Genomic DNA, 24,963 nt, shown 5'->3' on the forward strand with positions numbered 1-24,963 from the left:
CGCGCCCGCTCGCGATAGCGATCAAATATTCAACATGGATATTGGCTGAACCACCGCTATCGCGAGCAGGCCCGCTCCTACAGGAAAATCGTTGCGCCAGGCGCTGCGACTTACCGAATTCAGCAGGAGTTTCAAATGGCGAAGAAACCCAAGGCAGCCACGTTCATCAAGGATCCGCTCTGGTACAAGGATGCGGTGATCTACCAGGTTCACGTCAAGTCATTTTTCGACTCAAACAACGACGGTATCGGCGACTTTCCCGGCCTGATCGCCAAACTTGATTACATTGCCGATCTGGGTGTCAACACCATCTGGCTGTTGCCATTCTACCCCTCGCCACGGCGCGATGACGGCTATGACATTGCCGAGTATCGCGGCGTGCACAGTGACTACGGGACCATGGCCGATGCCAAGCGCTTCATCGCCGAGGCGCATAAACGCGGGCTGCGGGTGATCACCGAGCTGGTCATCAATCACACCTCCGACCAGCACCCCTGGTTCCAGCGTGCGCGCAAGGCCAAACCGGGTTCGGCCGCCCGGGACTTCTACGTCTGGTCCGATGACGACCAGAAATACGACGGCACCCGCATCATCTTTCTCGACACCGAAAAGTCCAACTGGACATGGGACCCGGTCGCCGGCCAATACTTCTGGCATCGTTTCTACTCGCACCAGCCGGACCTGAACTTCGATAACCCGCAAGTCATGAAAGCGGTGCTGTCGGTCATGCGCTATTGGCTAGACATGGGCATCGACGGCCTGCGCCTGGACGCCATCCCGTACCTGATTGAGCGCGACGGCACCAACAACGAGAACCTGCCGGAAACCCATGTCGTCCTGAAGCAGATCCGCGCTGAAATCGACGCCAATTACCCAGACCGCATGTTGCTGGCCGAGGCCAACCAATGGCCCGAGGATACCCAGCTGTACTTCGGCGACACCGATAAAAAGGGCTTGAATGGCGACGAATGCCACATGGCCTTTCATTTTCCGTTGATGCCGCGCATGTACATGGCCCTGGCGCAGGAAGATCGCTTCCCGATCACCGATATCCTGCGCCAGACACCGGATATTCCCGCCAATTGCCAGTGGGCGATCTTCCTGCGCAATCATGATGAACTGACCCTGGAAATGGTCACCGACAAAGAGCGCGATTACCTGTGGAATTACTACGCCGCGGACCGCCGTGCGCGGATCAACCTGGGGATTCGCCGCAGACTTGCGCCGTTGCTGGAGCGCGACCGGCGTCGGGTGGAACTGCTCAACAGCCTGCTGCTGTCGATGCCCGGCACGCCGACCCTGTATTACGGCGATGAAATCGGCATGGGCGATAACATCTACCTCGGCGACCGCGACGGTGTGCGCACGCCGATGCAATGGTCGATCGACCGCAATGGCGGTTTCTCCCGCGCCGACCCGGCCAGCCTGGTGCTGCCGCCGATCATGGACCCGCAATACGGCTACCTGTCGGTCAACGTCGAAACCCAGGCCGGCGATCCTCACTCGCTGTTGAACTGGACCCGGCGTCTGCTCGCCGTGCGTAAACAATCGAAGGCCTTCGGCCGTGGCACTCTGAAGATGCTATCGCCGAGCAACCGCAGAATTCTCGCCTATACCCGTGAGTACACCGGCGCGGACGGCAAAACCGAGGTCATTCTGTGCGTGGCCAACGTATCGCGCAGCGCCCAGGCCGCCGAGCTCGATCTGTCGGCCTATGTCGGCATGGTTCCGGTGGAAATGCTCGGTGGCAATGCGTTCCCGCCCATCGGCCAATTGAATTTCCTCCTGACCCTGGCGCCTTATGGTTTCTACTGGTTCGGCCTCGCGGCGGAAAACCAGATGCCGAGCTGGCACGTGGAACCGGCGCAAAGCCTGCCGGACTTCACCACGCTGGTGCTGAAAAAACGCATGGAAGAATTGCTCGAAAGCCCATCTCGCGACACCCTGGAGCAGGGCATCCTGCCGAACTGGCTGCAGAATCGCCGCTGGTTCGCCGGCAAGGACACCGCCATCGATCGGGTCGATCTGGCCTATGGCGTGCGCTTCGGTGACGCGCAGCATCCGGTGCTGTTCAGTGAAATCGAAGTCAGCAGTGGCGGTCAGACCAGTCGCTACCAACTGCCGTTCGGCTTCCTCCCGGAAGATCAGGTCGGCGCCGCGCTGCCGCAGCAACTGGCGTTGTCCCGGGTCCGGCGCGGGCGTCAGGTCGGCTTGATCACCGATGCGTTCAGCCTGGAAACCTTTGTGCACGCGGTGCTCCAAGGCATCCAGAACGGTACGGTGTTGCAAACGAACGAGGGCGACATTCGTTTCGTGGCCACCGCTGAACTGGACAAACTCGGGCTCAACGCAGAGTCGCCGGTGCGCTATCTGTCCGCCGAGCAGTCCAACAGTTCGGTGGTGATCGGCAACAGCCTGGTGCTGAAGCTGATCCGCAAGGTCGCCTCAGGCGTGCACCCTGAACTGGAAATGAGTGCTTATCTGACCGAAGCCGGCTTCCACAATATTTCACCGCTACTGGGCGCTGTGGTGCGTCGGGACGCGGCAGGCGATGACAATTTGCTGATGATCGCCCAGGGCTATCTGAATAATCAGGGCGATGCCTGGGAGTGGACGCAGAACAACCTCGAACGGGCGCTGCGTGATGAGCTTGCCGATGCCATGTCCGAACAGGAGCAACACTACAACGCGCTGGGTGAACTGAAAGATTTCGCTGGCATGCTCGGGCAGCGCCTGGGTGAAATGCATCAGGTCCTGGCCTCGGGCAGTGGCAACCCGGACTTCGCGCCGCAGGTCACTTCGCACAAAGAAGCATTGGCCTCGGCCAAGGACGTCGCCGGACAGATCGAGCATGCGCTGAAACTGCTCAAGCAGCATCAACACGAACTGAACCCGGGGGACAAGACTCTGGTCAGCCAGTTGCTGGACAACAAAAAAGCCATCCTCGCCCACGTCCTGGAACTGGGAAAACACACCGTCGGTGGCTTGAGGATTCGGGTGCACGGCGACCTGCATCTGGGCCAGGTGCTGGTGATCAAGGGCGATGCCTACCTCATCGACTTCGAAGGCGAGCCTGCACGGCCGCTGCACGAACGGCGGGGCAAACACAGCCCGTACAAAGATGTCAGCGGCGTGCTGCGCTCCTTCGACTACGCTGCGGCCATGGCGATCAACGTGCATAACGTCGACAACACGGCGTTGGCCGACGCCGCCCGCTTGCGGGTCACCGATCGTTATCTGAGTGAAGCGCGACAGGCATTTGTCGACGCTTATCGGCTGGCGGCAGCCAGCCTTGACCATGCGTGGCAAGATCGTGAAGGCGAAGATGCCGCGCTGGCGTTGTTCGGTCTGGAGAAGGCGGCGTATGAAGTGGCCTATGAGGCGGAAAATCGCCCCACCTGGCTGCCCGTGCCCTTGCACGGTTTATATGGATTATTAAGTGGACTTGAACCCTTTTCCGGTCTTGGTGGAGAGTAGTCATGAGTGTCACGAACAAGGAACAGGGTCAGCACAAGGAAGCGCTGCTACCCAAGGCGCGTGATATCGATGCGCTGGTGCGCGCCGAACATACAGATCCCTTTGCCATCCTCGGCCCCCACGACGATGGCGCTGGTGGGCAATTTATCCGGGCTTATCTGCCGGGTGCCCTGAGTGTGCAGGTTGTCGCCAGGGACTCCTGCGAAGAACTCGGCGACCTTGAGGACACGCAGACACCGGGATTGTTTGTCGGCCATTTCGACCGGGCGCAGCCGTATTTGCTGCGCGCCCGTTGGGCCGGTGGTGAGCAACTGGCCGAGGACCCGTATAGCTTCGGGCCGCTGCTGGGCGAAATGGATATGTATCTGTTCGCCGAAGGCAATCACCGCGACTTGAGTTCGTGCCTCGGTGCCCAGCTCAAAAACGTGGATGGCGTCGATGGCGTGCGTTTCGCAGTGTGGGCACCCAATGCACGGCGGGTGTCAGTGGTCGGCGACTTCAATGTCTGGGACGGACGCCGTCATCCGATGCGCCTGCGTCATCCAGCCGGGGTCTGGGAGTTGTTCATCCCGCGCCTGCAGGCCGGCGAGGCATACAAGTATGAAATTCTTGGCGCCCACGGCATTCTGCCGCTGAAGGCCGACCCGGTGGCGCTAGCCACTTCTTTGCCTCCGGATACCGCGTCGAAAGTCGCGTCGCCGCTGCAAGTCGACTGGCAGGACCAGGCGTGGATGCAGTCCCGGGGCGAACGTCAGTGCTCGAGCGCGCCGCTGTCGATCTATGAATTACATGCAGGCTCCTGGCAATGCGAGCTGGACGATCTGGGTGAAGTTGCCCGCCAGTACAGCTGGCCAGAACTCGCCGAACGGCTGATCCCGTACGTCAAGGACCTGGGTTTTACCCACATCGAACTGATGCCGATCATGGAGCATCCGTTCGGCGGGTCCTGGGGTTACCAGTTGCTGTCGCAATTCGCCCCGAGTGCGCGCTATGGCTCGCCGGACCAGTTTGGCGCATTCGTCAACGCTTGCCACCAGGCTGAAATCGGCGTGATTCTTGATTGGGTGCCGGCGCATTTTCCAACGGATACCCACGGCCTGGCGCAATTCGACGGCACCGCGCTGTACGAGTATGGCAATCCCCAGGAAGGCTTCCATCAAGACTGGGACACGCTGATCTACAATCTGGGGCGCACCGAAGTACACGGCTACATGCTGGCGTCGGCGTTGCACTGGCTTAAACATTTTCACATCGATGGCCTGCGGGTCGATGCGGTGGCGTCGATGCTGTACCGCGACTACTCGCGCAAGGCCGGCGAGTGGGTGCCGAATCGGCATGGCGGCAGGGAGAACCTGGAAGCCATCGACTTCCTGCGCCACCTCAACGACGTGGTGGCCCTGGAGGCGCCGGGCGCGCTGGTGATCGCCGAAGAGTCCACGGCATGGCCGGGCGTGAGCCAGAGCACCCAGCAGGGCGGCTTGGGCTTTGCCTACAAATGGAACATGGGCTGGATGCACGATTCGCTGCATTACATCCAGCAGGACCCCATGTATCGCGCCCATCACCACAACGAACTGAGTTTCGGGCTGGTATACGCCTGGTCCGAGCGTTTCATCCTGCCGATTTCCCACGATGAGGTGGTGCACGGCAAGCACTCGCTGATCGACAAGATGCCCGGCGACCGCTGGCAGAAATTTGCCAACCTGCGCGCCTACCTGAGTTTCATGTGGACCCATCCGGGCAAGAAGCTGCTGTTCATGGGCTGCGAGTTCGGCCAATGGCGAGAGTGGAATCACGATCAACAGCTGGACTGGTATTTGCTGCAGTATCCAGAGCACAAGGGCGTGCAGAAACTGGTGGGTGACCTCAACCGCCTGTACCGCGAAGTACCGGCGCTGCATGAGCAGGATGATGTGCCACAAGGCTTCCAGTGGTTGATCGGTGACGATGCGATCAACAGCGTTTATGCCTGGCTGCGCTGGAGCAAAGAGGGCGAGCCGGTGCTGGTGGTGGCGAACTTCACGCCGGTGCCGCGAGAGGCTTATCGCGTTGGCGTACCGCTTGCCGGGCACTGGAAGGAGTTGCTCAACAGTGATTCGGCCACCTATGCCGGCTCCAATTATGGCAACAGTGGCGGCACCTCCACCGAGGCCATTGCCAGTCATGGGCAGGCGATGTCGCTGGTGCTGAACCTGCCACCGTTGGCCGTGTTGATTTTGCACCCGCAGGGTTGAACCGGGCCGCACCGCCGCTCCTGCAGCGCAGGAGTGGCGGCGCAGCAATCCATCCCGCCCGCGAAGGCGTTGAGGTCAAAAGCTGCGGGCCAGAGCTTTTGATCAGAACTACCAACTCACCCTGACGCCAAAATTGCCGAACGTTCCCCGCTGCTGGTTACTGTCGATATTGGTGGTGTAGTCGATACCGGCATGCAGGCTGACCGATTGCGCAATACTCACCACCACACCGACCCCGAGATCGGCCGATGAGCTGCGCTGTTGGCTGTCGATCTTGTCCCGGTGATCAAATGTGGTGGTATCGGTTGCGGAAAAAGTGTGCCAGAGATTGGCGCGCAGATAGGGTTCCACCGGCCGGCCACTGACTTCGTAACGCCCCTTGAGGCGCGCGCCGACACGTCCGGTCCAAGCGCTGTCGGAGTCGAACGAGACATGGGAAATGCCATCGTCCTGGCTGTCGAGCTCGACCTTCTGAAAGATCGCCTGCACCTGGGGTTCGACTACCCAGTTGGCGGCCACCGGGAATGGGTGACCGGCTTCTGCTGAAAGCGTTACCACCTTGCCTTCGTTGTCGATCTTCAGGCCGCGCTCGGAGCGATTGTCGCCGTCGAGCCAGGTGTACATCGCCACGAGGTCCAGGTAGGCACCACGAGGATCAATCAGGGTCCAGTACCCACCAAGGTAGTCGCCTTCAAGATCCATCTTGCCGGCATGCTTGCCTTCGAAACCCTCGTTGAAACCAAAGACGTCACCTTTGAGACGGCTGTGACCGACGAAAACACCGCTGCGCTGGGTTTGTCCGCCGGCCCATTGCGAACTGTACACATCGTTACCGACCTGAAAGCCCTTGATCGATCCGTCGACTCGCGGGTTGACGGTGCCGGCCCATGTCTGGTCAAGGTTCTTGCCATAGATCCGGCCCCAGCCAGCACTAAAGGCGCCGGTTTCAGTGAGCAGACGCTGGTCGCCCTGGCGGTCATGGAAAGTGCCGAGGGCGTTGAGGGCCAGTTGTGCAGCGGCTGGCGGCATCACCGACCAGACCGGGACTTCCGGTCGGTACAGGGGAATCGGCGCAGCACCTGGTTGCGCCGCAGGCAGCACCGGCGCTTGAATGGCTATAGCCTCTGGATCTCCCGTACCTCCGGTATCCACCACGATTGGAGCCGCCACGGGGACAGTCACTATCGGTACCAGGATCGGCGGCAATGCCGGGTTCGGATTGGGCACGGCGACCACGGGTGGCGCGACCACGGAGGAGCGCAGGTACCAGCTGTTTTCGCTGCCGGCGGTCACGCCGCCCTTGAACAGGTAGTACTGGTAGGCTCCCACCGACAGCGGACCTTTGAGCGCGAAGGCCTTACTGTCGCTCACGGCCTGGCCCTGCGCCTCTACTACCTGTATGCCGTTTTGCTGGGTCAGGGCCCCCAGACCTCCGACGTTGTTCACGGTAATCAGGGTGTTGCCGGTCAATGTCCCGTCGCTGACCACCAGCTTGTCGCTCGGAGAGCTGTCATCGCCCAAGCTGGCTTGCAGGAGCAACTTGCCATTGTTGCCCACGTAATTGCCGTGAACGGTGAAGGTGTCGCTGGTGCCGGAGCTGGCTCTGGCGAGGTCGATGGTCCCGCCGTTGTTCAAGGTGGCGAGCTGTCCGGCAGTGAACGGAGTCAGGCTGCCGTTGGCGGACGTCAGCGTACTACTGCCGTCAATGTTGAGTACACCGGTGCCGCTGCTGTTGTCACCCAGTTGCAAGGCCCCGTCGAGGTCCAGGTGCGAGCCGTTGTTGAGATTGACCGTTTCCCAGTTGATGTAGCGCTCGACGCCGGACGAGGTCGTGTTGTCGAAGGTCAACTGGTCGTTGTCGTTGCCACCATCGACGCCGGGGGTGAGGGCCAGGACGTTGTCGTTGAGATTGCTCAGGGTTGCGCGGTCATTACCCGCACCCATGAGGATGGAGGAGAGAATGGTCCCGTCACCGCTCCACACCAGGGTGTCATCGCCGGCGCTGGCACGGATCTCGCCGGCGATTTCGCCGCCAGTCACGGTGATGCTGTCATTGCCACCGCTGACACTGACATTGCCACCAATCCGGCCCCCGGAAATGATAATGGTGTCGGTACCGAAACCGGTGACCAGGTTGCCGAGGATCCGCCCGGCTTTGAGGTCGAAAATATTGTTGTCGAGTTTCATGTCGACCCGACCAATGCTGCCGCCGGTCATTTGAGCGACGTCGCCGTCCTCGAAGGCGCCAACGATAGTGCCACCAGTCATTTGGAAGGTATCGCGACCGTCTCCCTGGGCCAGGGACTTGATGGTGCCGCCGTTCATGACGAAATCGTCGACGCCATTGCCCTGATTGACCGCCCCGGTGACCTGCCCGCCGTCGATGGTGAGAGTGTCGTTGCCGTCACCCTGATCGAGGGTGCCATCCAGAGTGCCCGAGCCGATGGTCACGCGGTCGGTGCCGGCACCGAAGGCTACATTGCCATTGATGGTGCCGGTGCCTGTGAGGGTCAGGCTGTTATTGCCGAACAGATCGGTGAGCGGCCCGCTGGTGCCGCTGTCACAGGTGAAACTGTCATTGCCGGCGCCGGGGGTGAGGGTACAGGCCGCCTGGCTTGGCTGAGACCAGCTGGCACATAACCAGATTGAAAACAGGCAGGTGATGTAGCGGTACTTGGGCAGGTCGGACGAAATTTCCATGTTTGTCTCCGCGAATGGTTCGGCGCCGCTTTCCGCCATCTTGGCGAGAGTGAGCGGCCGCCCTCGGCAGCACCAGTTGCGAGACAACATCAACGGGACAACATGAACCCGGACAACAAACTTCAGCAACGCAGGCTACAAGTGAGTCGCAAGCCTTTTTCGATAGTCGATTCAGGCTCGAAACCAACGTAGCAACTTGAGCAGGGTTCAACAACTGTCAGAAATTACAGGTCGGGTGTGGGAGGTGCGCCTGAAACAGTCGATTGATATTCGATCAGAGATGAACTTCCACCGTCAGGGGCAAATGGTCAGACAGGTGCGTCCACGGCTTGTTTCCGAGGATTTGCGGGGCATGGCTGCGGGCGTTGCGCAGGTAAATCCGGTCCAGACGCAACAGCGGAAAGCGCGCGGGATAGGTTTTGGCGGGGCGCCCATGATGACGCTCGAAGGCTTCGTGCAGGTAATCGCGGCGGGCGAGGGCGGCGTTACCTTGCAGTTTCCAGTCGTTGAAATCACCGGCAATGATCACCGGTGCGTCATCGGGCAAGGACTCCAGCAGTTGACAGAGCAACTGCAGCTGCAACTGGCGATGGCTCTCAAGCAGGCTCAGGTGCACGCAGATCGCATGGACCTCTGCGTGACCCGGTACATCCAGCACGCAGTGCAGCAGGCCCCGGCGTTCCGGGCCGGTAATGGAGACGTCGAGGTTGCGGTATTCGCGGATCGGGTATTTCGACAACAGCGCGTTACCATGATGACCGTCCGGGTAGACGGCGTTGCGGCCATAGGCGAAATCGCTCCACATGCTGTCGGCGAGGAACTCGTATTGCGAGGTTTGCGGCCAATCGTCGTAGCGCGAAGAGTGGCGCTCATGTTCGCCGACGACTTCCTGCAGAAACACCAGATCGGCCGAGGTACTGCGCACCGCTTCCCGCAGCTCCGGAAGGATGAAGCGGCGGTTGAACGCAGTGAAGCCTTTGTGGGTATTGACCGTCAGAACGCGTAGCAGGTGAACCGCTGGCGGGGAGTTCAATGGCGCGGCCTCGGCCGCCTGAGACTTCGAATTGCTGGCCACATTCACTCCTCTGTTTCACGCTTGCCTATGCATGCGACTGATGCCCCGGTGGGCAGTTCAGTTTTCTGACGATAAGTGTAGGCGTTGCCGCAAGCCGGTCCACACAGATGCCACATCACACGACACAAGACTTGCAGGAGCAGGCTTGCCAGCGATGACGCCCGAACGGGCAACACAAAGTTCAAGACCGCATCGCCAGCAAGCCGGCTCCTACAGGCACTGTGATTGGTTGAAGAGCCCTGTTTATTCCTCTTCCTCATGCTGTAATTCGAACAGCAGCAATGACCGGCCAGTGACCGAGTAATGGTGACCGAACTCGAAGCGTTCCTGGCCGCGGATCGACGGTTGATGGGTGTCGATCATGCATGTCCAGAACCCGCCATCCGGCACTTGCGGCAGCTCGAAGTTGACTACGTCGTGGTGGGCGTTGACCACCAGCATCAGCGTGGCGTCGCCACCTTTGCGGCGGATACCGGTTTCCTGCGCGCGGCCGTCGAGCAGCATGCCCAGGCAGCGATTGTGCGCGTCATGCCAGTGTTCGGTGGTCATTTCGCTGCCGTCCGCCGCCAGCCAGGTCACGTCCTTGACGCCAATGTCCTCGTTGTAATTGCCTACCAGAAAGCGCCCGCGTCGCAGGATCGGATAGGTCAGGCGAAGTTTGATCAGGCGTTTGACGAACTTGAGCAGGGCCTTGCCATCTTCGCTGAGGTCCCAGTTGACCCAACCGATCTCGCTGTCCTGGCAATAGGCATTGTTGTTGCCATCCTGGGTGCGGGCGAACTCATCGCCGGCCACCAGCATCGGTGTGCCCTGTGCCAGCAGCAGGGTCGCGAAGAAGTTGCGCATCTGGCGGTGACGCAGCGCGTTGATCTCGGGGTCGTCTGTGGGGCCTTCGACGCCGTGGTTCCACGACAGGTTATTGTTGCTGCCGTCCTGATTGTTTTCGTCGTTGGCTTCGTTGTGCTTGTCGTTGTACGACACCAGGTCGTTGAGGGTGAAACCGTCATGGGCGGTGACGAAGTTCATCGATGAATAGGGACGCCGACCCCGTTGGTTGAACATCTCGCCGGAGGCGGTCATGCGGCTGGCGAAGTCCGCCAGTTGACCGTCGTCGCCTTTCCAGAACGCGCGCACGGTGTCGCGAAATTTGTCGTTCCATTCGACCCAGCCCGGCGGAAAACCACCGACCTGATAACCGCCAGGGCCGCAATCCCAAGGTTCTGCGATCATTTTTACCTGGCGCAGCACTGGGTCCTGGCGGCAGGCGACGAGGAAGCTGTGGCGTTCATCGAAACCGTCGTGATAGCGCCCCAGAATCGTCGCCAGGTCGAAACGAAAACCGTCCACGTGCATTTCCGTGGCCCAGTAGCGCAGCGAATCGGTGACCATTTGCAGCACGCACGGGTGGCTCAGGTCCAGGGTGTTGCCGGTCCCGGAATCGTTGATGTAGAAGCGTTTGTCGTCGGGCATCAGGCGGTAGTACGAAGCATTGTCGATGCCACGCATGGACAGGGTCGGGCCTTGTTCGTTGCCCTCGGCGGTGTGGTTGTAGACCACATCCAGGATAACTTCCAGATTGGCTTCGTGCAGGTGCGCGACCATTTCCTTGAACTCGGCAATCTTGCCGCTGGCCAGGTAGCGCGGGTCGGGGGCGAAGAAGGCGATGCTGTTGTAGCCCCAGTAATTGGTCATGCCCTTGTGCAGCAGATGCTGATCGTTGACGAAGGCGTGGATCGGCAGCAGCTCCACGGTCGACACCCCCAGCTTGCGGATATGCTCTACCACATCGTCGACCATCAACCCGGCAAAGGTGCCACGCACGTTATCGGGGACAGAAGGATGGCGCATGGTGAAGCCGCGCACGTGGGTTTCATAGATGATGGTTTTGTCCCAGGGCACGCTGACACGATGGTCGTGGCCCCAGGTGTGCGCCGGGTCGATCACCTTGCATTTGGGCACGAACGGGGCACTGTCGCGCTCATCGAAACTGAGGTCGGCATCGGGGTGGCCGATGGTGTAGCCGAACAAGGCTTCGGACCACTTCAGCTTGCCCACCAGTTGCTTGGCGTAGGGGTCGATCAGCAGCTTGTTATGATTGAAGCGATGGCCGTTGGCCGGGTCATACGGGCCGTAGACCCGATAGCCGTAGATCAACCCCGGATGGGCGTCGGGCAGATAACCGTGATAAATCTCGTCGGTGTATTCGGGCAGTTCGATGCGCTCGAGTTCCACCTCGCCGGTGTCGTCGAACACGCAGAGTTCGACCTTGGTGGCGTGGGCGGAAAACAGCGCGAAATTGACGCCCAGACCATCCCAGGTCGCCCCTAGCGGGAATGGCAGGCCCTCGCGGATTCGCGAGGGTTCGGATTTAGGCGCGGGTGCGGTTTTTTTTGGATGGGTCATAGGTGCTCCCAGCAGTATTTATTCGGGCGCACGGGCCCACGCTGGCGCTTGAATGCGCCATGAATACAGTCAAGACAATCCGCTGAAGCGTCAGGACGCCGGAGGCTTTTTCGCGGTGCGGGGCTTTTTCTCTGCCACTTTTTCCCCCGGTGGAATCACTTTCGAAGCCGCAGCCGGTTTGGCTTTGGCCTTGGCAGTGGACGCGGCGGGGGTGCCGTCCAGCTTGCCGTTGAGCTTGCTGTTGGACTTGCTCGCTGCGGGTTTGGCAGCGGTGCCCTTGACGGTCGCGGCCTTTGGCGATTTGCTCGGTGCAAGGGCTTCGGCTTCCGCCAGTTTGCGCGCCATCTCCCAGTGGCGGGCTTCCTGGCCTTCGGGTTTGCCTTCCGATTCCCAGATCTGATAAGCGAATTCGCGGATGCGTTTATCGTCGGTACTCATCGCAATGCTCCTGAACTGAACTCAAGTGTGGGTAGTTTGGATAATGAGATTGACCGGGAAGTCCCCCAGCGCGGCGCTGATCATCAGCTCTCTGTGTTCTGTGACTGCAACGTCTGAAAAAAATCCCTTCAGATTTTCCCCAGGCCGGGTGAACGGCAATATGACCCGGGTATCGCCCCACAGCGGCGCGCCAACCTGTGGCCCGGCACTGTTTTCCAGCAGTCCGGCGCAGCGTATCGGCACAAGGACGATGGCACGCTTTGCCTCGTATTCCCGTACAAAACCCAGTACTCGATGGGCCTGGCTGCCGAGCACTTCCAGGGCCCGATAAGTGCCATGCCTGAACAGCCCGGCGTTCGCGGCACGCAGGTTCAAGGTGCGGGCTATCAAGGTTTGCTTGATGCGCCCGTCGTGCCAGTTCGCCAACAGGTCAGGCAGTTCAACCGCCTGCTGCAAGGCCTGTTCACGACTGGCGTAATCCACTGCCCGGCGATTGTCCGGATCGACCAGGCTGAAGTCCCAGAAGTCATTGCCTTGATACAGGTCCGGTACCCCCGGCACGGTCATTCGCAGCAAGGTTTGCGCCAACCCGTTGAGCACGCCTGGCGCGGCGATCGCACGCACCGCCTTGGCGATGGCAGTGCGCAGCAGGTCACCCTCGGGGCTCAATAGCAGGCGCTGGATAAAGTCCTCGGTTGCCTGCTCGCAGGCTTCATTGGGGGCACTCCAGCTGCTTTGCAGTTTGGCTTCGCGCAGGGCTTTGCGTTGCCATTGCCAGAGGCGTTTGGCGTACTCCTGCAAAGCCGTCTGATCGTCGACTTTCAGTGTCAACGGCCAGCTGCCGAGCAGGGCTTGATAGAGAATCAACTCATCGCCGGCCGACGGCATTTGCTCGTCATTGCGCAATGGGCGGGCAAGGGCGCGCCACAGCTCGACCTGATCGGCATACCAGGCACTGCGTTCGCTCAGCACCGCAAGCCGTGCGCGCGTGTCTTCGCCACGTTTGTGGTCGTGGGTGGCGGTGGCGAGCAAGTTGTCCGGGAAGCTTGCAAGACGATCGAGGCAGGCCCGATGGAAGTCCGCCACCGGGGTGCTGAACTGCTCGGTGCTGAACCCAACGTCGTTGCGTGACAGCAACACGGCCGAGCGATAAAACGCAGTGTCTTCCACCGCCTTGGCCGCTGCCGGAGAGGTCAATTGTTGAAAGCGCACGCAGGCATGTTTCAGACGCTTGCGCTGGCGTCCCGCAGGGCGTTGACGCCAGGGTTCGCCACCGAGCCAGTTGGCCAGGCAATCGAGCACCGGCCAGTCGGCCTCGCCCAGGATCTGCCGTGCACCGTCCATGGCCTGCTGGAAAAATCCTTCGTCCTGGGGCGAGCGGCCCAAGGGGCTGATGTAAGTGCGGTACACCGGGAAATGCACGATCAACGCCTGCAGTGCCCGGCGAATCGCACCCAGGGTCAAATCGCGGGTCATCAGGTCATCCCGGGCCACCTGCAACAACGCCTGGGCAACACTTTCGAAGTCGCCGGCCAGGGAGCCGTTGAGGATTTGCTGGCGTGCCAGTTGGGCTTCCTGTGTGAAGTCGGCGGGCCGCTGACTGTGGTGCTGCCACAGCGCACCCAGCACCTGCGCGCCCTCGGGGTCGTGTTGCAGCAACGACACCTGGTTCATGAATTCGTAACCAGTGCTGCCGTCAACCGACCAGTCGCGGTGCAGGGTTTCGCCTTCGCCGAGGATCTTTTCGACGAAGATGGGCAGGTGCCGACCGGGCGTCAGGCTATCGACCCGGCGCCTTAACTTGCGGCAATAACCGCGCGGGTCGGCGAGACCGTCGATGTGGTCGATGCGCAAACCGTCGACCAGTCCTTCGGCCACCAGCTGGAAGATCCTGGCATGGGTCGCTTCGAACACCGCCGGGCGCTCCACGCGCAATCCGCCCAATTCGTTGACATCGAAGAAGCGTCGCCAGTTGATGTCGTCCGCCGCCGTGCGCCAACTGGCCAGGCGATAACTCTGGCGCTCCAGCAGATTATGCAGGCGTGGAAAACCTTCGGCAGTCAGCGAGTCGTAGTTGTTCAGGTGCCGCTCAATGGCAGAGGCAATGGCCGGATCGCTGGCGAGGTCACGCAGCTGCGCTTTAAGTGGTTGTGCCAGGCTGTGCGCGTCAGTCTGATAGTTCAGGGTACTGAAGCGATCAGCCAGGGCTTTGAGTTGTTCGCCGTGCAGTACGTTGAGCGGTGCGTCAATCTTGAGCAGTTCGCCATAATCAATGGGGCAAATCGGGAAACGATGTTCATAGTGCTCGACATGAAACGCGCCCAGTTGAGCATCGAAACGCAAGGGCAGGGTGCCTTCCTGCAGCGCGATGCCATAGTCGCTACCCAGGAACGGCAGCAGCAGTTGGCCTTCCATCAACGGGTCGGGTGAGTGCCACTGGATATCGAAAAACTCGCCGTAGGGGCTCAGGCGTCCCCACTCCAGCAGGTCGAGCCACCAGGGGTTATCGCCGCCGCCCACCGCCATGTGGTTGGAGACAATGTCGAGGATCAACCCCATGTTGTGCCTGCGCAGCGCGCTGACCAGACGCCCAAGCGCCTCTTCGCCGCCCAGTTGCGGGTTGATCGTGGTCGGGTCGACCACGTCGTAACCATGCATGGAGCCGGCGCGGGCGCTCAGCAGCGGCGAGGCATAGACATGGCTGATGCCAAGGCGGGCGAAGTACGGCACCAGCGGTACCGCATCATCCAGGGTGAAGTCCTTGTGAAATTGCAGGCGCAGGGTGGCCCGCAGTGACGGGCTGAACGCTTCGGTCATCGATCACGCTCGACGGCTTGTAGGCGCGCACAGGCGAGCAGCTCCAGGCGTCGGGCGGCGTCCACACCATCGAGCAGTGCTTCACTGTCGCCCGATAGCCGTCGCGACCAGTTGGGGTGGATATCGACAGTGCCCGGCAGGTTGGCCTGTTGTTCGATGCCCAGGGCATCTTCGAGCGGCAGCAGCACCAGAGGCGCCCGGGTATGGCCGAGAAATCTTACGCTGGCGTCGAGGACCTGATCGGTTTCATCATGGGACTCTTCACGGAAATTCTGCGGGTCCTGGCTCAACGCCCGGCGCAGGCCTTCGCGCTCGCGTTCGCGGTGTTGTCGCCATTCGATTTCGCCGCTGGCATCGACCAGGCCAAGGCGGGCGTACCAGTCGATATCGCGACCGTGCCACCAGCCGTTCAGAGTCGGCAGGTCATGGGTGCTGGTGGTCGCCAGGGCGTTGTCCGGCCAGTCGAGGATTGGCTTGAAGTGGGTGTTGTCCTGTTCGAACAACAACACGCGCATGCCGAGCATTGAACGGGCGATGAGTTTTTCCCGCAGGCCTTCGGGCACGGTGCCGAGGTCTTCGCCGAGTACGATGGCCTGATGGCGATGGGACTCCAGCGTCAGCAGGCGCAACAGATCGTCCACCGGGTAATAGAGGTAGGCGCCGTCGGCCGGTGGCGAACCGTTGGGAATCACCCACAGCCGTTGCAGCCCCATGACATGGTCAATGCGCAAGCCCCCGCAATGGGCGAAGTTGGCCCGCAGCATCTCGATGAAAGCGCGGAAGCCGTGACGCACGAGGCCTTCGGGCGCGAACGCAGAAATCCCCCAGCCCTGTCCGCTACGGTTGAGTATGTCCGGCGGTGCACCCACGGTGAGGGACGCGAGCAGTTCGTCCTGGCGGCTCCAGGCCTGGCTGCCGGCGCCATCGGCACCCACCGCGAGGTCAGCGATCAGGCCGATGCTCATGCCGCTGCTGCGGGCGGCGGTTTGCGCGCGTTCCAGGCAGCGAGTGATCAACCACTGGCAGAACGCATGGAAGCCGATGCGCGTGGCATTCTCTTCGGCGAATTCGGCCAGGGCAGCACTGCGCGGGTCGCGCCACTGGTCCGGCCACTGCCGCCAGTCGAGGCTCTCTCCGCGGGCCGCGCAGGTTTCCTGGATGGCTTCGAAGCGGCAGTGGTTCTCCAGGGCTTCGCCGCCGGCATGACGGAAGCTGCTGAAGTCCGGGTGCAATGGGTGTTCGCCCTGGACAAAGCCTTCGTACAGCGCCTGCAACAGTCGATGCTTGGCTTCGGCAGCGGCCGGCCAGTCGATCAGTGGACGTTGTTCCAGATCCTTCAACTCGGCCGCCAGACCGGTAGCATCTATGGCGCTGCGCATCGCGCGCTCGCCAAGAATCGCCCCCGGTGCGCAGTACAGGCTATTGAGAAACAAGCGGCTGGACGGTGAGTAGGGGCTGTAGCGCCGGGTGTCGCTGGAAAACATCGCGTGCAACGGGCTGATCGCCAATGCCTCGGCGCCGCGTTCGCCGGCCACCCGGGCCAGGTCTTCCAGGGCCTGGGTATCGCCGAAACCGCCATCACCGGGGCGGCGCAAGGCGTATAGCTGCACGCTCAGGCCCCAGGCGCGGGGAATCGGGCTGTCCACGGCATCGCCCACACTGAAACAACGCTCAGGTGCGACGGCCAGCGTGAAGGATTGCCCGTCGATGCTGACGTGCTGGTAGCCGACCGGGATCAGGCCGGGCAATACCGCGTTGGCGTCCAGTTTCAGGTGCAGCCACGCGCCATCCTCAAGCTGAATTTCACACGGGGTGTGCGGGGCAAAGTAGCGCGCCAGGTTCAGACCAACGCCAAAGTCGGCGGTAATCAGGGGCGGCAGGTGCAGAGTCTGCTGCGCCGCCTGCAACTCCAGCAGGCTGGCGTCGATTTCCTGAGCGCTGCCGGCGGGGTGGCCGAGCCCGGTCAGAACGGCGCGCAATACCGAGGGTGCGACTTTTTGCGGCCGTCCGTTGGCGTCGATCCAGTCGACCGCAAGTCCGGCTCGGCTGGCCAGTGTTTCCAGTTGCGCATCACTCATGGGCGCTCTCCATCCGGGGGTAGCAAAGGGGCTGCGATCGTCAGGCTGACGATCGCGCAATACGCAGCAAGGGTGCCCTGATCAAGCAGACCGGCCGATTGCGGCGGCTCTTCGAAGAGTAGCTCGGCACCGGCCTGTGGGGAGTGGACCACGGCCTTCTCGCTGAGGTTCAGGTCAATTCGCAACTGACTGCCATCGCCCAGTCGCCAGGTTGCGCTGACGGCGCCCGGGCCCAATACGGCGGATTGCAGCGCCTGTGCGCCCGGCAAGCGCGGGACGATGTGGCGATGGCGCAGCTGCAACAACTGGCGATACAGTTCGTGCATCGGCCCATGGCCGGTCGCCGGCAGCCCAGGGCGTGATGCTTCAAAGGTTGCCTGGGCGTTAGGGTCGGGAATCTGCTCACGCCGCTGCGGGTCGGCAAAGGCGCTGAATGCGGCGAACTCGTTGCGCCGACCATCGCGTACCAGCTGCGCCAGTTCACCGTGGTGGCTGGTAAAAAACAGGAAGGGCTGCTCGGCTGCGAACTCGTCGCCCATGAACATCAAGGGAATCATCGGCGCCAACATCAGCAGCGCGGTGGCTGCCCGCAACGCTTGCGGGTGCGCCAACTGATGCAGGCGCTCGCCAAAGGCGCGGTTGCCAATCTGATCATGGTTTTGCAGAAACAGGATAAAGGCGCTCGGCGGCAAGTGCCCGCTGGGCTCGCCGCGGGCGACGCCGTGGCGGTTGATATGGCCCTGGAACACGAACCCCTGATTCAGGCAGCGCGCCAGTTGTTCGGTTGGGTTTTGCGCATAATCGGCATAGTAAGCGTCGGTTTCGCCGGTCAGCAGCACGTGCAGGGCGTTGTGGCCGTCGTCGTTCCACTGGGCGTCATAGCCTTGCTCGAGCAGGCTGGCCTGGTTGTGTTCGTTTTCCACCATCAGCCACACATGCCGCTGCGGCGCGATCTGCCGGCGCACCCGTCCGGCCAGTTCCTGGAGGAAGTCCGGGTCTTCTATGGCGTGAACCGCGTCCAGGCGCAAGCCGTCGAAGCGGTATTCCAATACCCACATCAAGGCGTTTTCGATAAAGAAGTTGCGCACCTCGCGGCGGCGCAAGTCGATAGCCGCGCCCCAAGGTGTGTGCCGGTCTTCGCGGAAGAAGCCCTTGGCGTAATGGTGCAGGTAATTGCCGTCGGGCCCGAAGTGGTTGTAGACCACGTCGAGAATCACCGCCAGGCCGTAGCCGTGGGCAGTATCGATCAAATGCTTGAGCTGTTCTGGAGAACCATAAGACGCCTGGGGCGCGAAGGCCAGGACGCCGTCATAGCCCCAGTTGCGGTCGCCGGGGAATTGCGCCACCGGCATCAGTTCGATCGCGGTAATACCCAGGTCTACCAGATGCGCCAAATGCTGCTCGACCGCGCTGAAGCCACCGAGCGCCCCCACATGCAGTTCGTAGATCACCGCTTCGTGCCAGGGCCGTCCATACCACCCGCTGTGGCGCCACTGATAAGCCAATGGATCGACGACGATACTGGGCTGGTCGATACCGCCGGCCTGGGCGCGGGAGGCCGGATCGGGGACCTCCAGTTCGCCGTCGATGCAGTAGCGGTAGCGCATGCCTGCCGGGCATCGGACGTCGCTGACAAACCAGCCATCGTCCTGAGGCAGCAGTGCCACGGATCGTCCATTTTCCAGTTCGACGCTGACGTAAAACGCATCTGGCGCCCACAACGCAAATTGCGTGTGCTGATCGTCCAGCATGAGTGCGCCGTGGGGCCAGGTCTCAAAGCTCCGTAACGGCATCTAAAAAGTCCCTTACTGTTTGCCCGATTTACCCAGGGCTTTAGCCACCAGTTGTTCATAAAGTTCGGCGTAGGGCTCGACCGCCTTGCACCAGTTGAACGGCGCGGCCATGGCCCGGCAACGCATGGCGTTGAGCAGGTCGGGGAAGGCGAACACCTTGAATGCACGGCTCACGGCTTCCTGGTAGCTCTGCACCGTGGACTCGTCAAAGAGGAAACCGGTCACGCCGTTTTCAATGGTGTCGGCCAGCCCGCCGGTGTTGCGTGCCACTGGCAGCGAACCGAAGCGCTGGGCGTACATCTGGCTCAGGCCGCAAGGCTCGTAGCGCGAAGGCATCAGCAGGAAATCGCTGCCGGCAAACATGCGTCGGGCATCGGTCTCGTTAAAGCCGATGCGTACGCCGATCTGCCCGGGAAAACGCACGGCCAGTTCACGCATGGCCTGTTCTTCTTCCGGTTCGCCCCGACCGATGATCGCGATCTGGCCCCCGGATTTGACGATGTATTCAGAGACCGCTTCGGTCAGGTCCAGGCCCTTTTGGTAGACCAGGCGCGAGACCACGGCGAACAGTGGGCCCTCGCAGGCGTCCAGGCCGAACAGTTCACGTACGTGGGCGGCATTGACTGCCTTGCCTTCCCATTCGCCGATTTTGAACGGGCAGAACAGATGGGGGTCGGTGGCCGAATCCCAGCTTTCATCGATGCCGTTGGGGATGCCGCTGAGCAGGCCTTGCTGAGTCTTGGAGGCCAGAAAGCCGTCCAGGCCGCAGCCGAAGTCCGGAGTGGTGATTTCCTGGGCGTAGGTCGCACTGACCGTGGTGATGTGGCTCGCATAGGCCATGCCGGCCTTGAGGAACGACATCTTGCCGTAGAACTCCATGCCTTCCTGCTGGAGCGCATGATGGGGGATGCCCAGCTCAGGGCATGAGCCAAGACTGGTCACACCCTGGTACGCCAGGTTATGGATGGTGAACAGTGTCGGGGTCCGCTGCCCTCGCCAGTGCATGTAGGCGGGCGCCAGCCCCGCCGGCCAGTCATGGGCGTGCACCAGGTCCGGGCACCAGTGGATTTGTGCAAGATTGGCGGCCATGTCGGCAGCAGCAAGGCCCAGGCGGGCGAAGCGAATATGATTGTCCGGCCAGTCACGACCGTTGTTGGCACCGTAGGGCGAGCCTTCGCGCTCATAAAGCTCGGGGCAGATCAGTACGTAAATGACCAGACCGTCGGGCATGTCCATGCGCCCGATCTTGCACGCGGGCACAGCGGCGTGCCCACCGAGTTCGCCGACGATGTGAATCGGGTTTTCACTGTTGAGCACTTGCGGATAGCCTGGAATCAGCACCCGCACATCATGCAGATGGGCCATGGCACGGGGCAGCGCTGCAGACACGTCGCCCAGGCCGCCGGTTTTCACCAGGTCAGCGATCTCCGAAGTGACAAACAGCACTTTCTTGCGGTTGGGATTCTGGTTGACCACTGGCGTCAGCGTCTTGGAGCCTGGCACGTTGACAGGTTGACTGGTGGCGACAGTCAAGGCGCTCGTTTCGCCGACCTGATGAGCACGCTCTCCCTTTAATTCCAAAGCCGTACTGATCATATGAATCTCCCGTGTTGTGATCTAGTTCTAGGTCTGGCGAACGGTGTTCCATGGCCAATCCCGTGGCCGGGCGCAAACGCGCCGCGCATCAGTGAGCAAGCGCTGCCCAACGCGCTGAAGCAGGATGTGTGAATGAGCCGTTGCAAAGATTGCACCAGTCGCAAAGCACCTTCTTGTCAGATGACCGACCGGTATAGGTAAAAGTTTCGACTATTTTTCCAGTTTGTGACCGACCGGTTTTATCTCGAGAAAATGAGTCTAGGCCAGAAGTTAGAGCGGTACAGGCTCGATGGCAAAATTGTTCGACAATCGGTTTAAAGCGGCACGGACGTGCCTGATAGAGAGGCAAGCGCACCGACGAAGGGCATGTTTTTATGCGTTTATGCCTCAAAATTTAACCATTCGGTCATATGAATGTGCGAGGGCTTGAAAGCGTGCGCACCGTTGTGGTGCGCGACAGGCGAGTCCCGCATTTGGCCGAACCACTGCCTTACTCCCCACCTTGGTGCCTTGGTATAGTTCTGTCCTAAATTTTTGCCCGCTAAAGGATCACAGGCATGTCTCAATACAGCGCGTTCAACGTCGAATTGGTCGAAAAAATCGCCCATGTGCAGATCAATCGTCCGGATAAGATCAATTCGATGAACGCGGCGTTCTGGAGCGAGATCGTCGACATATTCCAGTGGATCGATGACACCGATGAAGTGCGTGTCGTGGTGCTGAGCGGTGCCGGCAAACACTTCTCGTCGGGCATAGACCTGATGATGCTGGCCGGCGTGGCCAATGAACTGGGCAAGGACGTGGGCCGCAATGCACGCCTGCTGCGGCGCAAGATCCTCAACCTGCAAGCGTCGTTCAATGCGGTCGATAACTGCCGCAAACCGGTGCTTGCGGCGATCCAGGGATATTGCCTGGGCGGCGCCATCGACCTGATTGCCGCGTGCGACATGCGTTACGCCGCCGAAGACGCCCAGTTCTCGATCAAGGAAATCGACATCGGCATGGCCGCCGACGTTGGCACGCTGCAACGCTTGCCCAGGATCATCGGTGACGGCATGCTGCGTGAGCTGGCTTACACTGGTCGCACCTTCGGCGCCGATGAAGCGCGGGGCATGGGCCTGGTCAATCGCGTGTACAGCGACAGCGCCAGCCTGCTTGACGGCGTGATGGGCATTGCCCGCGAAATCGCCGGCAAGTCGCCGATTGCCGTCACCGGCACCAAAGAGATGATCAGCTACATGCGCGACCATCGCATCGATGACGGCCTCGAATACGTCGCCACCTGGAACGCCGCCATGTTGCAATCGACCGATCTGCGCGTGGCCATGGCCGCCCATATGAGCAAACAGAAACCTGAATTTCTGGATTGATTAAAAATGATTTCTCGCTGGACCACTGCAGTACTGGATACCGATCAACCTGGTGGCTGGGCCGTCGCGCGCAGTCCCGAAGGCTTTCTGTTCGATGACAGCGGCGCGCTGTTTCCCCGGGAATGGCTCAAGCGCCAGGATCTGTCGATCATCGCCGAACATGGCATCGGTCATCTGGATGGCGAGCCGGTGTATCTGCTGGAGCTGCGCAGTCACAGTGAAGTGCCGGGCTGCAACTGGAAGGGCTTGCGGGCATTCATGCTCGAAGGCGATCCCACGCTCTACAAGGTGCTCGGTTACGCCGCTCAGATTGGCACCTGGGCCCGCGAGCACCGCTTCTGTGGCAACTGCGGGCAGGCGACTCACCAGGTAGTGCGTGAACGGGCGATGTATTGCCAGCCCTGTGATCTGCGCTATTACCCGCGAATCTCACCGAGCATGATCGTGCTGGTGACCCGTGGTGACGATATCCTGCTGGGGCGCTCGCCGCGCTTCGTTCCAGGTGTCTACAGCACCCTGGCAGGCTTTGCCGAGCCGGGCGAGTCGGCCGAGGATTGCCTGATTCGCGAGGTTCGCGAAGAGGTGAGCATCGAGGTCAGGAACATCCAGTACATGGGCAGCCAGTGCTGGCCGTTCCCGCATTCGATGATGCTCGGTTTTCATGCCGAATACGCCGGGGGCGAAATCAAGTGCCAGGAAGACGAAATCGAAGACGCCCAGTGGTTCAACGTGCACGAGCTGCCGCCGTTGCCGGCGTCACGCTCGATTGCCCGCTACCTGATCGACGTCTATGTGGCGCGACGATTAGGTCACGCTGAACCAGTGTTGCCAGGCTAGCCGTACGGTCAGGCCCAGCACCACGGTAATGAACACCGGACGAATGAATTTGGCACCGCCACTGATGGCGGTGCGCGCGCCGAAGAAGGCGCCGACCATCAAGGACGAACCCATGCACAGGCCGATGACCCAGTCCACCTGACCGGAAAAAATGAACACCGACAGCGCCGCCGCGTTGCTGACGAAGTTCATGCTGCGCGCCACGCCGCTGGCCTTCACCAGGTCGATGGGGTAGAGCAGCAGGCTGCTGACCGTCCAGAACGCCCCTGTACCGGGGCCGGCCACGCCATCATAGAAACCCAGGCTGAAGCCCTGGGTCGATTGCCATTTCTTCTTTATGGGTGCCTCGCTGTCGAGCGGCGCCTTCGGCGTGCCGCCAAACAGCAGATAGACGCCACAGGCAAACACGATCACCGGCAGCATCTTGTTCAGCCATTCCGCCGGCAGGTAATGGGCGACCACGGCACCGGTCAGCGCGCCGACCAGAGTGCCGACGATGGCGTGCACCCATTGCCCTGGGTGGAACAGCTTGCGACGGTAGAAGGTGAAACTGGCAACCGCCGAGCCGAAGGTCGAACTGAGCTTGTTAGTGCCCAGCACCAGGTGCGGCGGCAGGCCGGCGGTGAGCAACGCCGGGGTGGTCAACAGACCACCGCCACCGGCAATGGCATCGATGAAACCGGCAACAAAAGCAACAAGGGCCAGAATGGCCAGGGTAGAGAGGTCAACGCTGAGTTCGAAAGGCATGGGATCGGCTTATTCGGCGGGAGCATGAAGGCTGCGGGGAAGGGGTGACATATTACCCACCTGAACATCACAAAACCAATGTGGGAGCGGGCTTGCTCGCGAAAGCAATGTGTCAGTCAACGTTGATGTTGAATCTGACGGCCCCTTCGCGAGCAAGCCCGCTCCCACAGTTTTATCGGTGTTTACAGGCCCAGATCCGACAGCCCCGGATGATCGTCAGGACGACGTCCCAAAGGCCAGTGGAACTTGCGTTCGCTTTCCTTGATTGGCATGTCGTTGATGCAGGCGAAGCGGTGGGCCATCAGGCCGTCTTCGTTGAATTCCCAGTTTTCATTGCCGTAGGAACGGAACCAGTTGCCCGAATCGTCGTGCCATTCATAGGCATAGCGTACGGCGATGCGGTTGTCGGTGAACGCCCACAGCTCCTTGATCAGGCGATAATCCAGCTCCTTGGCCCACTTGCGGGTCAGGAAACCCTTGGCTTCTTCCCGGTTATAGGCGAACTCGGCGCGGTTTCGCCATTGGGTGTCCAGGGTGTAGGCCAGGGACACGCGCTGCGGGTCACGGGAGTTCCAGCCATCTTCGGCCAGACGTACTTTCTCGATAGCCGATTCACGGGTGAACGGCGGCAATGGCGGACGAACTTCGGCGTTAGACATTTCAAGTCTCCGTATCAAGTTGACGTTAAAACAAATTGTCGGGCTTGATGAAGCTATTACAGGTCCAATAACTTTCGCGCCATGCATTGCGCATTATCGGCGGCACTGTGATCACCCATTACAAGCGCCACGGTAATGGCACCGTCGATCAGGATCAGCAGCTGCTTGGCCAGCATTTCCGGATCTTGAGCGCCATGTTCGGTACACAGCTCGCACACATAGTCGAGCAGCTTCTGTTTATGTTCTTTGGCGACCAGACGCACCGGGTCTTGCGCGTCGCCGGTCTCGCCACTGGTATTGATGAATGCGCAGCCGCGAAAGCCGTCAGAGGCAAACCAGCGGGTGAGCACGGTAAACAGGTTGAGCAGTCGGTCGGCCGGGGTATGGGCCTGGCCGACTTCGTTTCTGTACCACTGCATCCAGCGTCGGTCGCGGCGTTGCAGGGCGGCGACGACCAGGTCTTCCTTGTTGTCGAAGTAGCGATAAATACTTTTTCTGGAGACACCGGCGGTTTTCACCAGAAGATCCATTCCGGTGGCGGCGATGCCATTTTTGTAGATCAGCTTTTCGGTGACATCCAGAATGATGTCTTGGGTGTCGTTGCTGGTGATTTTGTTCATGTGATTGAGAGTAGAACGATCGTTCTCCTGTGTCTAGGGGTATTTTGTTGCCTGTGAAGCCGCTTTCGCGAGCAAGCCCGCTCCCACAGGGAAATGTGATTCAAAGGTGGGAGCGGGCT

The 24,963-nt window shown here is 60.9% G+C and carries 15 protein-coding genes; 4 read left to right on the forward strand and 11 right to left on the reverse strand.

Annotated elements, in window-relative coordinates; genetic code table 11:
* Positions 1-135: 135 nt before the first annotated feature.
* Positions 136-3,477: a maltose alpha-D-glucosyltransferase gene (gene treS / locus AC07OG_RS06950; RefSeq protein WP_495066547.1), complete on the forward strand. Its 3,342-nt coding sequence runs from the start codon at positions 136-138 to the stop codon at positions 3,475-3,477.
* A gap of 2 nt (positions 3,478-3,479) precedes the next feature.
* The gene (glgB, locus tag AC07OG_RS06955; protein ID WP_495066548.1) at positions 3,480-5,711 is read left to right on the forward strand and encodes a 1,4-alpha-glucan branching protein GlgB; all 2,232 of its coding nucleotides are present in this window, start codon (positions 3,480-3,482) and stop codon (positions 5,709-5,711) included.
* 108 nt (positions 5,712-5,819) lie between these two features.
* Here the strand turns inward: glgB and AC07OG_RS06960 are convergent, their stop codons facing one another.
* The 8 genes from AC07OG_RS06960 to glgA all read right to left on the reverse strand — a co-directional run bounded on the left by AC07OG_RS06960 (position 5,820) and on the right by glgA (position 20,611).
* Positions 5,820-8,411, reverse strand: coding sequence for an autotransporter family protein (locus tag AC07OG_RS06960; protein WP_495066549.1), 2,592 nt, complete (start codon positions 8,409-8,411; stop codon positions 5,820-5,822).
* Positions 8,412-8,685: 274 nt separating this feature from the next.
* Positions 8,686-9,486, reverse strand: coding sequence for an endonuclease/exonuclease/phosphatase family protein (locus AC07OG_RS06965; RefSeq protein ID WP_060542251.1), 801 nt, complete (start codon positions 9,484-9,486; stop codon positions 8,686-8,688).
* A 243-nt stretch (positions 9,487-9,729) separates the two neighbouring features.
* Complete coding sequence (gene glgX / locus AC07OG_RS06970; RefSeq protein WP_495066550.1) at positions 9,730-11,889, reverse strand: glycogen debranching protein GlgX; 2,160 nt, start codon at positions 11,887-11,889, stop codon at positions 9,730-9,732.
* A 90-nt stretch (positions 11,890-11,979) separates the two neighbouring features.
* Complete coding sequence (locus AC07OG_RS06975; protein ID WP_495066551.1) at positions 11,980-12,327, reverse strand: DUF2934 domain-containing protein; 348 nt, start codon at positions 12,325-12,327, stop codon at positions 11,980-11,982.
* A gap of 21 nt (positions 12,328-12,348) precedes the next feature.
* Positions 12,349-15,144, reverse strand: coding sequence for a malto-oligosyltrehalose synthase (locus AC07OG_RS06980; RefSeq protein ID WP_495066552.1), 2,796 nt, complete (start codon positions 15,142-15,144; stop codon positions 12,349-12,351).
* Complete coding sequence (gene malQ, locus AC07OG_RS06985; protein ID WP_060542247.1) at positions 15,141-17,222, reverse strand: 4-alpha-glucanotransferase; 2,082 nt, start codon at positions 17,220-17,222, stop codon at positions 15,141-15,143. Before malQ ends, AC07OG_RS06980 begins: the two co-directional genes overlap by 4 nt.
* Entirely contained in the window at positions 17,219-19,015 is a 1,797-nt protein-coding gene (gene treZ / locus AC07OG_RS06990) for a malto-oligosyltrehalose trehalohydrolase (protein ID WP_060542246.1), read from the reverse strand. Before treZ ends, malQ begins: the two co-directional genes overlap by 4 nt.
* A 12-nt stretch (positions 19,016-19,027) precedes the next feature.
* Positions 19,028-20,611: a glycogen synthase GlgA gene (gene glgA, locus AC07OG_RS06995; RefSeq protein ID WP_060542245.1), complete on the reverse strand. Its 1,584-nt coding sequence runs from the start codon at positions 20,609-20,611 to the stop codon at positions 19,028-19,030.
* 557 nt (positions 20,612-21,168) lie between these two features.
* Here glgA and AC07OG_RS07000 point away from each other — a divergent pair.
* Positions 21,169-21,981 carry a crotonase/enoyl-CoA hydratase family protein gene (locus tag AC07OG_RS07000; RefSeq protein ID WP_495066553.1) on the forward strand — a complete coding sequence of 271 codons (813 nt, stop codon included), beginning with the start codon at positions 21,169-21,171 and terminating at the stop codon, positions 21,979-21,981.
* A 6-nt stretch (positions 21,982-21,987) separates the two neighbouring features.
* Positions 21,988-22,818 (forward strand): NAD(+) diphosphatase, encoded by an 831-nt coding sequence (gene nudC, locus AC07OG_RS07005; protein ID WP_495066554.1) that lies wholly within the window; start codon positions 21,988-21,990, stop codon positions 22,816-22,818.
* Here nudC and AC07OG_RS07010 read toward each other — a convergent pair.
* The 3 genes from AC07OG_RS07010 to AC07OG_RS07020 all read right to left on the reverse strand — a co-directional run bounded on the left by AC07OG_RS07010 (position 22,786) and on the right by AC07OG_RS07020 (position 24,844).
* The gene (locus AC07OG_RS07010) at positions 22,786-23,565 is read right to left on the reverse strand and encodes a TSUP family transporter (RefSeq protein WP_060542242.1); all 780 of its coding nucleotides are present in this window, start codon (positions 23,563-23,565) and stop codon (positions 22,786-22,788) included. The two genes, nudC and AC07OG_RS07010, sit on opposite strands and share 33 nt — an antisense overlap.
* A gap of 182 nt (positions 23,566-23,747) precedes the next feature.
* Positions 23,748-24,224 (reverse strand): nuclear transport factor 2 family protein, encoded by a 477-nt coding sequence (locus AC07OG_RS07015; protein ID WP_218423129.1) that lies wholly within the window; start codon positions 24,222-24,224, stop codon positions 23,748-23,750.
* A gap of 56 nt (positions 24,225-24,280) precedes the next feature.
* Entirely contained in the window at positions 24,281-24,844 is a 564-nt protein-coding gene (locus AC07OG_RS07020) for a TetR/AcrR family transcriptional regulator (protein WP_495066555.1), read from the reverse strand.
* Between the last annotated feature and the right edge of the window lie 119 nt (positions 24,845-24,963).

The organism is Pseudomonas sp. GW821-FHT09H03 (genome assembly GCF_059415945.1).